The organism is Halobellus sp. Atlit-38R (assembly GCF_003665925.1).
Lineage (GTDB): Archaea > Halobacteriota > Halobacteria > Halobacteriales > Haloferacaceae > Haloquadratum > Haloquadratum inordinatus.
This window is the reverse complement of record NZ_QXIJ01000017.1, coordinates 1-13,327: the sequence shown is the minus strand read 5'-3', so window position 1 is coordinate 13,327 and position 13,327 is coordinate 1. Positions and strand designations below refer to the sequence as shown.

General features: G+C 53.2%; 7 protein-coding genes and 5 pseudogenes. 5 read left to right on the top strand and 7 right to left on the bottom strand.

Annotation, left to right across the window (positions count from 1 at the left end):
* Positions 1-22: 22 nt before the first annotated feature.
* Positions 23-1,084, bottom strand: a complete 1,062-nt coding sequence (locus D3D02_RS16010) for a right-handed parallel beta-helix repeat-containing protein (RefSeq protein WP_121570982.1) — start codon at positions 1,082-1,084, stop codon at positions 23-25.
* Positions 1,085-2,408: 1,324 nt separating this feature from the next.
* The gene (locus tag D3D02_RS20400; protein WP_147435642.1) at positions 2,409-2,744 is read right to left on the bottom strand and encodes a hypothetical protein; all 336 of its coding nucleotides are present in this window, start codon (positions 2,742-2,744) and stop codon (positions 2,409-2,411) included.
* 146 nt (positions 2,745-2,890) lie between these two features.
* Here D3D02_RS20400 and D3D02_RS16000 point away from each other — a divergent pair, with 146 nt between their 5' ends.
* From D3D02_RS16000 to D3D02_RS21245, 3 genes and pseudogenes are all read left to right on the top strand, one after another.
* Positions 2,891-3,100 carry an HTH domain-containing protein gene (locus D3D02_RS16000; protein ID WP_121570980.1) on the top strand — a complete coding sequence of 70 codons (210 nt, stop codon included), beginning with the start codon at positions 2,891-2,893 and terminating at the stop codon, positions 3,098-3,100.
* A 902-nt stretch (positions 3,101-4,002) separates the two neighbouring features.
* Complete coding sequence (locus D3D02_RS20395) at positions 4,003-4,857, top strand: hypothetical protein (protein ID WP_147435641.1); 855 nt, start codon at positions 4,003-4,005, stop codon at positions 4,855-4,857.
* Between the two features lie 786 nt (positions 4,858-5,643).
* A pseudogene (locus tag D3D02_RS21245) lies at positions 5,644-5,847 on the top strand (RNA-guided endonuclease TnpB family protein); the annotation flags it as partial.
* A gap of 3 nt (positions 5,848-5,850) precedes the next feature.
* Here the strand turns inward: D3D02_RS21245 and D3D02_RS15985 are convergent.
* The 4 genes and pseudogenes from D3D02_RS15985 to D3D02_RS15970 all read right to left on the bottom strand — a co-directional run.
* Positions 5,851-6,726 (bottom strand): annotated as a pseudogene (locus tag D3D02_RS15985) (AAA family ATPase); the annotation flags it as partial.
* A 616-nt stretch (positions 6,727-7,342) separates the two neighbouring features.
* On the bottom strand, positions 7,343-8,500 hold the full coding sequence (locus D3D02_RS15980) for a glycosyltransferase (RefSeq protein WP_121570977.1): 1,158 nt from the start codon (positions 8,498-8,500) through the stop codon (positions 7,343-7,345).
* A 55-nt stretch (positions 8,501-8,555) separates the two neighbouring features.
* A pseudogene (locus tag D3D02_RS15975) lies at positions 8,556-9,647 on the bottom strand (IS4 family transposase); the annotation flags it as partial.
* Between the two features lie 135 nt (positions 9,648-9,782).
* Positions 9,783-10,043: pseudogene (locus tag D3D02_RS15970) on the bottom strand (IS4 family transposase); the annotation flags it as partial.
* 212 nt (positions 10,044-10,255) lie between these two features.
* On the opposite strand from D3D02_RS15970, the gene D3D02_RS15965 reads away from it, so the two are divergent.
* A complete protein-coding gene (locus tag D3D02_RS15965) occupies positions 10,256-11,668 on the top strand; it encodes a polysaccharide biosynthesis C-terminal domain-containing protein (protein WP_158599390.1) in 1,413 nt (470 codons plus the stop codon).
* Between the two features lie 29 nt (positions 11,669-11,697).
* Positions 11,698-12,633, top strand: coding sequence for a hypothetical protein (locus D3D02_RS20390; RefSeq protein WP_147435640.1), 936 nt, complete (start codon positions 11,698-11,700; stop codon positions 12,631-12,633).
* A 412-nt stretch (positions 12,634-13,045) separates the two neighbouring features.
* On the opposite strand, the pseudogene D3D02_RS15955 reads toward D3D02_RS20390, so the two are convergent.
* Positions 13,046-13,198, bottom strand: a pseudogene (locus tag D3D02_RS15955) (transposase); the annotation flags it as partial.
* Between the last annotated feature and the right edge of the window lie 129 nt (positions 13,199-13,327).

Below are 13,327 nucleotides of genomic sequence, written 5' to 3'. Positions count from 1 at the left end.
AAGAGTTGAAGACCGTTCTCTATCAGGCGTCAGGGTCGAATGGATTCGGGAGTTTCGTTTCGTCTCCGATGTCCACAATCGCCTCGTCAAAGCCGGAGATATCGTTTCCGATCAGCTTGGCGTTTTCGGCCGTTGGATAGACAACAATGCCGACATCCCCGTCTTCAGAACTAATCGTGTTTTGTCGGAGACCGCTGTTCTCTGTCTCCAGCACAAGGCAACCGTAATGGGAAACTCCGTTCTCTCCGGGATCGGCTTCAGTTACAGTGACCGTATTGTGGATCACATTATGCTGATTGCCACCCCACAGCGCGATGCCAGCATCATTATCTCTGACTGTATTCCGCTGTAGGTGTACTCCATCACCGGGTTGATCGAGGATGATTCCCGAAGATTGGAAGTTGTCTAAGTTCCACCAATGGTCCGCCACCGTATTGTTCCGTACGTGGGCGGTCGCGCCGGCAGAAATCTGAATACCGTTTTCAGCCCACCCATCCGATTTGGGCCCTAATCCAGTCACATCGTTGTTCCGAATCGCGACATCCGTTCCGGAACCTTCAGCGAGGATCCCAACTCTGTGGCCCCCATTCAGTGTATTTGACTCAATCTTCCCGCTTGCACCGGCAGCGAACCCGACAGACAAGAACTGTTCAGCCAGTGCGTCATCACCATCGATCAAGTTCCCGACGACGTCTACCTCAGCATCCTCGACTCGAATCCCAAACGTCGGGTTAGTGGCCATATCGAGGACGGTTATCTCGTTATGCGAGATCTCACCAGAATACCCGTCGTTGTAGATGACATATGCCCCCTCACCGCCGTCGTAGAAATCCTGGCTATTGATCTGGATTTCTTGGCCAGCAATCACGAAGTCGTCGTCGGTCGCAACAATCGCGCCGTCGGTAGTCTGCTCGGCATTTACGAGTTGAGAACCAGTAGTATTTGATCCACCACTAGCCCCCGCGGCCGCCGGCGGCCCAGTAGCACTTCCGGTAGTACTCCCAAGAGTACAGCTCCCGATTACTACTCCACCCGCTTTGAGAACTTGACGCCTGTCGAACGTCCTCTCGTTGTGTTGTGTCATACAGCCAATCAATCCACTGCCCGTCTAATAATTATACAGTGGCTGATAGGGAGGTCTAGACAGTAAGGTAACAGTACTCAGAATATGGAATCGGGTATTCGGTTCAGTGAATTAGTGGAGGGCAGGCTTGATACTTCCCGTCCCAGGACGCAACCGTCGTTCAGCAAATCGATAGTATACGGCATTGGTCGGTTACGTGGTAGCCCACGAAGACACCGCTATGAAACAGCGCAGGAGTATCCAGAGCACGGCGAAATAGACCCGAACTTCGAGACATAGTTCGTTTCAAACGACGAGGAACACAAGGTCTCACACAGTGACATTCGGTACCGGTCAGATCGAGGGTAGTCCGTATGCACAACGCGCATCCACACCACTGTGTCCGTTGTTCCACTCTTGAGGCCGCTGTTTGTCTGCTTTGTGAGGAGTAGTCTCGCTGTGAGATTCAGAGTTTTGGTGTCGGGGTTGACACTGGCCTCGAAAGGGATGGTTCCGTTCGGAGAGGGCACTCACAGTACACCATCAGCGGGAGTGAGGGTGTTCGGATCGTAGTTGAGTCAGGTGAGTTTGTAGCGGCCCGTTTCCCACATCGCTGTCGCTCTGCAGCCTCCGTCGCAGTTGTCCCAGCGAAGAGACGACGCTAGTCCCCCTCCGCACCGCATCTCGTTGGCCGCCGTCCGGGACGGCGGCCTGCGCGGCTCCGGGCCCCCGTGGGAAGGGGCCGCTCCGCCGCTTGCGGTGGATGGGTTGGGGAGCATCGAGTTCGAGAGTGTGAGATTGACTGTGGACTATGGCTCTTAGTGAGAGTGTCTGCGAATCGGCGGTCTATGGGAGAGTCTGGACGTGGTTTTTTGGATTTCAATATGGCCGGTAGGTAGCCGTAGCGGGGCCCTCTTTCGGTGTTACACTCGAAAGGTGGTGTGTCCCGACGGTGGCTGTTGTCTCTCAGCTATTGTCTCATCGTGGGGTGACGCCTATCGGTGGGGCGCGAGTCTGAGTGGGTTACTGACACTCGTGTGCAGCAATCCGTTCTGGGAGTCCCTCCCGCCCACACTGTGAGCACGCCACCAATGGTGTTGAGTGGGTGGTTGCGAGTGCTTCCCGTGCTGCCACAATGTGTTCACGCGCGTCGGGGTTCAGCGCTCGCGTTTCCGCTTGGGCCAGTTGTGTAAGTGCCCACTCACGCGCCGTTTCACTCATTGTGGGGCCTCCTGGAAATCGCGCAGACACGAGATGCAGAGCGCTGGATCTGAGGGGCCACGGATGAGTAGCGTTCCGCACGATGCACACGAAACGCCGTAGATGGCTGTCGGTGCGTGCGCACTCATTCTGTGACTCTCCAGACGGGTTCAGGTGCGCCCATATCCACGGAGATCTCGCCAAGTCGGTCCCCCGTTGAGAAATTGATGCGATTGACGAGGAGCACGGTGACTGCGTTGCTCCACCTGCCGGACGCTTCGACAGCGTGTTGCTGGGTCGGGCCCCCTCGAAGTGGGTGGATTTCGCGAGACCCGCTGTCGTCGACCGTGATGGGCTTTGTTCGCGAGCCAACGAGGATTTGATCGCCGGCGTTGAGGTTGCGGACGTCGGTGATGCGTTCGTGGTCGGTACGTTCTTTAGTCGTGTCGCCATTAGTTGGCGATGGGCTTGCGGATGACATAGACTCCGTCGACACAGCCCGGCTCCGGTGCTGGTACACCGGGGCAATTCTGCGGGAAAGCTACCCATTGAGCCGTCTGTGTCTACTTTCACGTACTAGCTCTACCACCATAATACTTTTTGTAATAGCCAGAAGATACTGTAGGTATGGCTCAAGGTAAGAGGACAGTCACAGATGAAGAAATAATGAGAGAGATGAGAGTGTCAAGGAGTCCAGCATTTACGACTGCCGAGCTTGCAGAGCGGTTCGATATGAGTACAGAAGGGATACGCAACCGGTTAAAGAAACTACGAGATGAAGACCAGATCAAGTCCAAGCAGCCAGGATCTCGTACAGTGATCTGGTGGGTCGAATGAGATTAGCGTGCTTTCGTCTGCTGTACGTAGTACTCTACTCCATCATCGGTAATCCAATACAAGACGGTCCGTTGTCCTGGCTTCTTCTTGTCGAGGTATCCTTGGTCAACAAGACGATTCATTTGATGACGTGCCCCCTCCGTAGTTACATCTAGTTCATCAGCAATCTCAGAGGGAACAAATGCAGGATCACGAGAGCTAAGAAACACCCCTAGAATACTGATAGGGTCGATGGTAGGGGTCGGGCCTGGTGGCACTACCCATCAGTTTCACAGCGTTACTATTCAATTCCCGCATCGGCTTCTTCTTGCTTTAGCAAAAAGTTAAATAGCGGCACTGGCTACTCGATAATATACGACACTACAAGAGAATCTGGCGCGCCCACAAAAACGCGCCAGCCGAGCTGGACCCTCGGTTGACGCTTGTAGGGTCGTATGGGATACGACAATGTCAAAGACGCCACGGACCGCCAAAAAACAGGTGGTCACAAGCCGTGACGAACAGCCCGTACTCAATTCCACTACGCCGGTGGTTGTAACCTTGTATTCTGTCCAGAGTATTCAAAAAACAGCCGTTAGACGGCGTTTAGCTAATGCAAAAACCAATATTCTCGATAGCTTCTCGGACGGCAGTCATACTAACGGGCAGCTAGCTAACCGTCTCAATCTCTTTTCGAGGCTGACCCAGATGGGTGCAGAACCACGTGCGGACGCTGATCGTAGTTTCCCAAACCGGGTGGGTAGGTTAGACACATTGCAGAACTCCTGCATAGACCATCACGACGCAAGTGAGAGTGAACTCTCGCCTAAGCGTGCTTTCACCTAGTCGCGTGAATTGAATCCCTGACCCATCACGCGCCGAGGTCGTGATCTCTCCAGTCACATCTGACACCACCCACAACAATGAGTACACACGAGATATCTGAACTGACCGACGCATCGGCCCCTGAATATCGCAACGCACAGAATAGCGGTCACATCGAAGCGAGACTCGCACAACTGGAAGCCCGATTCGAGGATCGAATTGAGGCGTTGGAAGCGGAGAATGAACGATTGCAGAAGCGCGTCGGTGAACTCGAAGCAAAAAACGACGAGCTTCGAGCAGAGATAGAAGACGCCACCACCGACGTCGACCGGAATAGTGAGGATCTTGCCGAAGCCTTCCAGACGATCACGCCACTGCGGAAGCTGGTGATCGGTGAGGGACACAGCCAGCCACCAGTAGAGGTAATGAAGCAGTTTCGAGAGAAAGAGGGACCACTCAACCAGCAACTCGGGGAATTCACGCAGAAACTCCACCGACTGAAAGACGATTTGAATGAAGACATTGCTCGGGAGGTCGGGATCCTTCGCTCCCAACAAAATACACGGATACGCCAACTCGCCACCGAAACGGGTGTCGAACTAGAGCTAACAACCGGTGATCAGATCACGCGCGTTCGAGAGGATGGCATCGATGCCGTATGTGCCTCACCGCGGAAGCGTGATCGGCGTGCCGAACGCGTGTTGCAGCATATCGAAGAGTGGGGGACAAAAGAGCAACTCCGATCCGGGAGTGCCTATCGACTTCCACGCCCACGGGTGAAACGACTGCTCAACGGAATCGATAGTGTAGGGATTACGATGACGAGCAAGACAGTTGGGGATATCTTCGATGCGATCGAGAAGATTGCTACGGGCTCAACCCGACTTGTCCAGCGACGAAAACAAGATGGCGTGGAGCATCTCTACGTCGGTTTCCCTGAAACTACGGCATAATGATGACGGGAGGGCATCTTACAGTCGTCGTAAGACGGGATCGAGGGTGTGGCTGTAAGAGTGGTCACGGCGAGGACAGACGGCCCACGCCAGCACGAGTGAGAGTTCCAATAGATCCCACATAGGTCACGCATCCACCTTGCGCGGTTGTATTCGCTTGCGTCGGTAGTTGCATCGCCGTCGTTTCTCCCGTCGTTCTCCCGTTAGGACGGGTGACAAAGACGTGGTGAGTGGTCTTACGACAACTGTAAGATCCACTGGGAGACTCACTCAATGATCTTCGTCTGGGTTGGGTGGAACTGCGAGTAGGAAGATTGCCACAAAAGCAACGTTAGGTCACCGAGGCAGACAAGACATCTAGATCACAGATGGGAGTGTAGTCCTCTTTTCGTGGGCATATCTACGGCGGTTGCCAGACATCGAACCAGAACCACGACCTACATTCAAGCCATTGTCGGCGACAAGTAGCCGGTTCCGTGTTATCGTCCTCAGCGACGGACCGCAGAGCTTCCAGACGTTCGTTTGTGGACATCAATTCCGAGGTACATAGTCTGTTCACCCAGGACGCCAGTGCGTGAAGCAGAGATTCACCTATTCGGGCTTTCCCGGATGCCGCGCGGCGCAGCATCCGGGCTGTCACGCCTATGACTCGGCTTCTTTCGCACACGGGCCAGTCAACACGACGTGCTCTGTAGCACGGAATAGCGGTCGGTCTCTTGCGCCCCATATTATGGTTCACGCTCTCCTAGGGTAGCAGCGTTTCCATCAAGTCAACACGGCACTTTATGCGGGGTCGAAGCGGACCGCGACCTCAACGCGGCGTACAACATCCTTTCACGCGGACTCGATCAAGTAGGGGTGGCTCACCCCGATTCAATGCCTGCGGAGACTGCGCTCCCTACGGGGACCGATTCAGTTCCTGCAAAGCGCGTCGTGGAAACAGGAAGCCCCGTCCTCAGCGAGGCCGTCAGGCCGAGCAGGGCGGGGTAGTTCACTCAGTCGGCCGCGCTGGACGAGTTCCCGCGCTTCTTCGATGTGGTCGTCGGTCACGCAGTACTCCTCGCGTTTCTCGGTGACCTCCGCACCGACGCGAAGGAGATCGATCGCCTGTCGCGCGTTGCCCATATCCTGTGCGGCCATCGCCGCCGTCATCGTGATCGCGGACATATCGTAGCCGCCCTCGATGAACGCCTGTTCCGCGCAATCGAGGAGAATCGTCTTGAGTTCGGTCGCGTCGTACGGCGAAAAGGAGATCTCGGTCTCCATCAGCGTGTCTTTGACCTTCGGCGAGAGGTCGGACCTGAACGTGTAGTTGTTGCTGATTCCGATGACCCCGACCCGTGCCTCGTCGAGGTGTCCGTTCGAGCGAGCCCAGGGAAGTTCATACAACAGCGTGTTGGCGTCCGAGAGGTGGTCGATCTCGTCGAACGCGAACAGGTGTGTCCCACCGACTCTGTCCAATTGTGTGTAGAGTTCGTCGAACGCGTCCCCGGTCCCGAGCCCCCGCTTCGGGAAGTCGCTCGTGTGACTCGGGAGGAGGTCGTTCACCAGGCGTCGGACGACCATAAACAGGGTCTTTCCGTTGCAGTTGACCGTGTGGATGTGTAGGTCGTCGGCCTGCTCTCGCGTTTTGACTTCCTCAGCCAGCGCATCGAGAATGTACCTCGTGACCGCCGTCTTTCCCAGCCCCGCCTTTCCGTACAACATCACGTTCTTCGGATCGCGTCCGAAGAGAACGTCCTGGAGCGCATAGCGGTACTCCTCGATCTCCTGCTCCCGTTCGAGAATCTCGTCGGGCTGATACTCTTCGCTGAGCACGCTCTTGTCAGCGAAGATCGTCTCGGTCATATCGCTGAACGGCCCTGGCATCTGTCCTTATCCGACTATCAACAAGATACTATATAAAACTGCAGTTTGTTTGTTTCGTATGTTTCCAGCTATCGATCGGTTCTGCTGGAATACCCGTTTAGAGGTATTATGGACCACTATCTTTCGCCGAAGCACACGAAATGTACTCTCTCCGTGGGTTGTCGATGACTCCACGTCGCGTTCTGAGGACAGTCGCTTCTATACTGAGAGGTATCTCTCACCGAAGCACACGAAATGTACTCTCACAGGATTCTGAGTGGCACGAGACGATCGGATTAGCGGATGACAGATTGACGTTGGGTCTCCGGAGGACCAGGACGAAGCGGTGGAGTTGTTGGTTACCGAATTGTGACCAATCGGTCCATTTCTCGAAGGAGCGAAGCCTATCTCCGCCTCTACGTTGGGACCAGTATCGATCAGGACTTAGTAACAGGTGTGGAGAACACAATTTTCTGCTGTGTTGAATAGCGCCCTCAGAGCCACGACGAGGTGGCACCAGTTTTGAGACCACCGGCATCAGCTCCTGACAAGCCAACTCAAATCTCAACTGTCCCGACCAGCACCGCTATTCAACACAGCACAATTTTCGGGACCCTGTAACGAGCTATCGAGTAGATCAAATTCGTGCTTTGATTCCGCTAATAACATCCTCATTGATATTTTCCCAATCATATTTTTTGGCTTTTATTTTAGCCTCTTGACCAATTATGATCTTAAATTCAGGGTTCTCGTATAATTTTATTATGTTGTCCGCGATTACATCTGGGCGGTTTGGAGGAACAAGGAGGCCAGTCTCTTCGTGATCGATTACATTCCCTATACCTCGAAAATCGCTGGCGATGATGGCCGTACCCATTGCCATATACTCGAATAACTTGATCGGATATGTTCGACGATAGTTCCTGATCTCGGGAGAGAGAATACAGACACAAACATCGCTGCTCGCCATCCGATTCAATGCCTCTTCGTGGGGTCTGCGCCCCAGGAAAGAGACGGTATTGGATACCGAACGCGCTTCCAGCTCGGCTTCGAGCATCTCGGAGTGCGAGTCGGGAACTGGCCCGACGAATTCGAACTGGATGTCGTCATATCCTCGCGACTTCACAATCTCGGCAGCTTCAAGGAGTTCTCCTACTCCTCGTTGCTTCTGGACGTGCCCGACATAGAATACGGTGAAATTCTCCCTGGGAATCGGGGTGGCTGTTTCCGTCAGTTTACAGTCTACCCCATTAGTGATAGAGAGGACTTTGTCATCGTCTTCGGAAAAACCGTAGTCTTCGATGAGTTCGGGCACGAAAATGATGAAATCGGTGAATCTGATAGTCCGCTTTATAATCTTTAACGAGACGGCCCAGTACAGATAGATCGCTATCTGATATAACGAGATGTCGATATCGGGATCTTTCCACTCGAGCCGTGCCAATTGAAGCCCGAGCAAGGGATCGTCGTAGATATCCGCGACCCAAGGATAGCCGAACAATTTGAGAAGAATTCCTGTGAGAAGGGCGGGTTTGTTATACGATGTGTAAACGAACCGATATTCTTCACCCGATTTGAATACCTGGTATACTACCCAGAGAGGGAAGAATATTTTATAAATTATTCCTCCGGACGCGGAGGACGCAGTGACTTGGTCCTGAAAGTCGCTGGGTAACTTATGTAGGGTGAAGACGGTTAGGTCAAATTCGTCCGAGAGGCTATTTAACCGCTGATACGGGGTGGTGCTCGGAGCGTCTGGAACACGGTTGGAGATGAAGACGGCGGAATCGGGCATAGAGGGTTAAACATACCAGCTTCGAATAAAAGTATCGAGGCGCATCCGTTCTAGTTTAGTGGCGGTCAAAGGCAAACTCACCCGATTCAACGTCTCTGCGTAACCGTTGCCTGTGTGGATTTGGATTTCGTGACGCCCACAGCAACAGCTCGTCCAAATCCGGCAGTTCGTAGCCCAAATCGACCATGAGATACAACTGGATCAGATGAGCGTGGCGTTCAACGGCGAGTGAACAACGACGCCGAGGGAGCCGCGACGCCGACTCGTCGGCGTCTGCGGCGATGTCGGCCTCACGCTGTCTGGCCTCAAGTGACCGCAACTCGTCCACAATTACACGGCTCATCATCAGCGAAATTGCTGCCATGATAACCAGCGCCTCGATAATGTAGGCGTCGGTCGTGTTGATCTCGTCCAAACCGAACCGCGATTTTAACTCCTTGAACAGCAACTCGACTTCCCAGCGCGCCCGATAGAGCTGCGCGATATCGGGCGCGCTATAGTCCTCTTTGCCGAGATTCGTCAGATACAGATGGTACTCTTCGGTCTCCTCGTTGCGCAGGCCGACCAGTCGAAACGTTCGGGTCGCGCTGGCGCCCGACCCTCGTTTGCGCTCGAACGAGAGCGTGATGCGGACGTCGATCTCCTGTCACTGCAGGTCGTCAAGGACGGCCTGCAGCGACTCTCCTTCCAGCGGAATGCTGTTGCCTCGCCAGGTCCGCAGTTCTTCGATGATCTCGAAGTTCGCGTTGTCCTTCACTCGGGAGACGAACCAGCCGCCATTCTGGTCGATTCGGTCGAACAACCAGAAGTCGTAGAAGCCTAAATCAAGCAAGATGAGGGCGTCAGCTACCCACTCGCCGGTGGGTAGCTGACTCCGTTCGTGAGTTGTTCCGTCGGTTGTACGGAACCGTGTTGGAAGGCCTGTCGAGAGTGACTCTGTGAGGTGGAGCTTCAGTTCAGCTTGGTCCTCGCCAGTTGCTGCGTAGACATCAGCGGCGTCCTGGTACAGTGAAACGATAGTCGCGTCGGCAATCAGGACGTCTCGAAAGCGTTCGAGACGTCCGTTCAACTCGGTTCGTCCAGTATCGAGATTCTCGATAGCGTCATCGAGAATCTCTCGAAGGAGTGCAACGAAGCCCGGTTCGAACTGCTGTGTTGAATAGCGCCCTCAGAGCCACGACGAGGTGGCACCAGTTTTGAGACCACCGGCATCAGCTCCTGACAAGCCAACTCAAATCTCAACTGTCCCGACCAGCACCGCTATTCAACACAGCAGTTCGAACCAGTCGTGGAATGCTGCGTAAGAGAGTTTGTCGCAGTCAGCCATCTCGACGTAGCGTTCGAGAAATGCTTGTAGAGAACGGTCTGAGCCGGCAGCGAAGCCAAACGAGAGTGTGTAGAACAGTGCAACGATGTCGAACTTGCGCTGACGTTCGACGAGATTCGTTGCGCGAGCGCGCTCGCGCAACTCATCGGAGGGAAACGCTCTTTGAATCCGGTCAACTACGACTGAATCCGGTGGGCTGTAGGTCATGCTTCCCACCGGGTTTCTCAACCGGGGAGTTGCGACGATATCAGACCAACAGACGGCGGTCGGTTGTCGCGTTAAACTAGAACGGATGGACCGCACCCCTATCTTCTTTATCAATGCCTTGATTGTCATTTTACCTGTCGGTTATGGTGTCCCTGACGGACCACACTAAATCATTAACTTATTGGTCCTATTGCAAACTCTACTCTATCTATAGCATCCCGATGAATCTTCAACGCTCAACTATTGCTGTATTCGGTTCTACTCTAATAAGAAATATCGCGTCTTTCCTGGCGATAGCGGTGTTCTCGAGGAGTGTCGGTGTCGCCGGCTTAGGGAGTTTCTTCTTGTTTCAGTCGGTTCTATCAATGGTCTCTCTACCTGTCGATATGGGCATACGAAGAGGGATTGAAAAGCGATTGAGTGAAGGAAAACCAGCGGGCGAGACAGTATCCACAGGCCTGACGATGAAGTTAGTCCTGCTGGCTATCTTTCTTGTCCCTATAGTTCTCTTCCAAGAGCCTCTAAATAGCTATATTGGTGCAGAGGTATCATATTTACTTGGAATCGGCCTAATTCTCTATGAACTCGGTGGCGTGGGGAAATTCACTCTTCGTGGCGAACTACGGGTCACGGAGAGCGCTATTTTTGCGCCATTACAGACCATCCTCTGGGCAATCGGGGGCTGGATATTTATCCAGATCGGGTTTTCAGAAATCGCCCTATTCTGGGCGTATCTCCTCGGATTAGCAGGAGTTCTGGTTCTATCATGGATACTTATTGATACTCGATTAAGCGCCCCGTCTCTATCACGAGCGAAATCTCTATTCGGGTATTCAAAATTCGCTGCAATCGGGTCAGTTGGAGGCGTGATCTACAGTTGGACTGACGTGATACTTCTTGGATTCTTTATCTCTCAAGAAGCGGTCGGAGCATACGAAGTCGCTTGGAAAGTCGCAGCAGTTTCACTCCTCCTTAGTCAGGCTATCAGATCCGCGATCTTCCCCAGCGCCAATCAATGGGGAGCGGAAAACGACTTCGTCAGGCTAGAAGAGCTGATAGAGAGAACATTCGTGCCCTCGCTATACCTCGTGATTCCAGCATTCATAGGAGGTATAATCCTCGGTGATGAGATCCTTGATCTCTGGTTTGCCGTCCAATACCCTCTCATCTACCTAGTTATCATAGGCCTTCTCTTCGAGAAATTGCAACGAGCGATTTTACTTCCGCTTATAGCACCTATGCATGCTGTTGGCCACGTTGATTATGGCGCCTATACAACGATTATCGGAGTAGTAGTAAATATCACAGCTAATCTCGCACTCATCCCACCCTTCGGAGTAGCAGGGGCAGCCCTCGGCACGACGCTTGGAGCTTTCGCGAATACCGCGTCACACGCTTGGCTTCTTTCCACAGAACTAGATATCCGGTTCCCTCTGAAGGCAATCAGCTGGCTGGTAGTTTCAGCGATCCTTATGGGTGTTGGTGTCTATAGTATCACGTCTCTCCTCGACGAGATAGGGCAGCTCTCTCTCGGTGTAATCATCGCTGGTGGAGCGGCCCTCTACGGGGTGATCTCTTTAGCATCGCCCACGATCCGGAGTGAAATCAAGTCGACGGTAAACGCCATCACGTGATTTAATACAGAAGTGGGCAAACCAAGGCTATGACAAACCTCAATAAATACAATCTGCGGAATTTGAAGAGAGTGGCTTCATTCTCGGGGATACGCGGCGTCAGTAATCATCTCGGGACGGCTGTCAACCAATGGTACTACCAGAGAACTAACCATACTGGGTTTGACCCTGTTAGCGAGGATTGGGATAATCTACTCATTTTAGATGGATGTCGATATGACCTCTTCCAAGACCGCATCCACCACCAGGGAGAGCTTGATCATCGGACATCGCCAGCGAGTGAGAGCTGGGAGTATTTAAGCAAATGTTTCAATGGGCGGGATCTCTATGACACCGTCTACGTCACTACGAATCCGCATACACCGAAAATACAGGAGGGTACATTCCATACCATATGGAATCTTCTGGAAACGGATTTCGACGAAGAGCTTCAAACCGTTCCACCCGACGATGTTGCTACCGCTATCCGAGAGGCCTTGTCGGAATTCCCTAACAAGAGAATTATCGGTCACTTTATGCAACCCCATTATCCATTTATTGGGGAATTAGGACGAGAGATCGACACGAGTGGCATTGATCCAGACTTCGATACAACCCGTACGGGGACAAATATCTGGGCTCGACTCCAATACGGGCTTGGTGTGAACTCAGACGAGGTTTGGTCTGCATACGCAGAGAATCTCGACCTAGCCCTGGACATCGTCTCGGATCTACTTGACGACATTGAGGGGAAGTCAGTGCTGACATCTGACCACGGGAATCTAGTAGGGGATCGATGTAGACCCATCCCAACGCGCGGCTATGGCCATCCTCCGAACCTCTATGTGGAACCGTTGGTCAAGGTCCCCTGGTTTGAGGCCGGATACGATACCCGTAGAGATATAGAGGCTGAGAAACCGGTTAGAGGTGAACGACTGTCGGATGACGTGATCGAGGATCGGCTTAAATCCTTAGGCTATCGATAGGTCCTGAATTGCAGCTAGCGGCCGATTCACAACAAAGGTCAAATAACCGCGATGACAAAAACAAAAAGAGAACGTTGTAGCTGAATATTTTACTAAGTCCACTATTTATGGACCATATATAAAACATATTCGATACATCCTATGGTGTGAATATGACTCTGATTATAAAATACGTACGTGTTTACTCCGGAGTCTCGACGGCCGGCACAGCGTGAGCCCGTGAGTCATCTCATTGCTGCTGACGACTCGACGGAGCTCTTCGTATGGATTGCGTCCCTGCTGGCGCCAGAGTGGTCTGCATAAGTTCTGAACTAGCCGGGACAAACGACGAGAACCACGACATCTCACCGTAGTCTCCCAGCATCTCCGTGCCGTGGCCAGCGTCCATCAATGGGTTCAACAGTTCTGCTGATCACTCCGTCGCCAGCAGGGACAAGACCGTCTCGTGAACGAACATTCCTCGGTCATTACGGAGCGTTCCGATGATTTTCCGGAGAACCACTGGCTCACGAAGCGCGTTCTCCGCGGCATTGTTCGTCGGAGAGACCGCTGGCTCACCGACATAGTCAGGTGTTCGGAATGTGCATCAGCGAGCGATGAGCGTCAATTTACTACACCGATGGGTGAAGTGCAAAATGAGAGCTGTCTGTTCAACTCCGCACTCGAAGACCGCCATCGTTCATTCCTGGTGTGA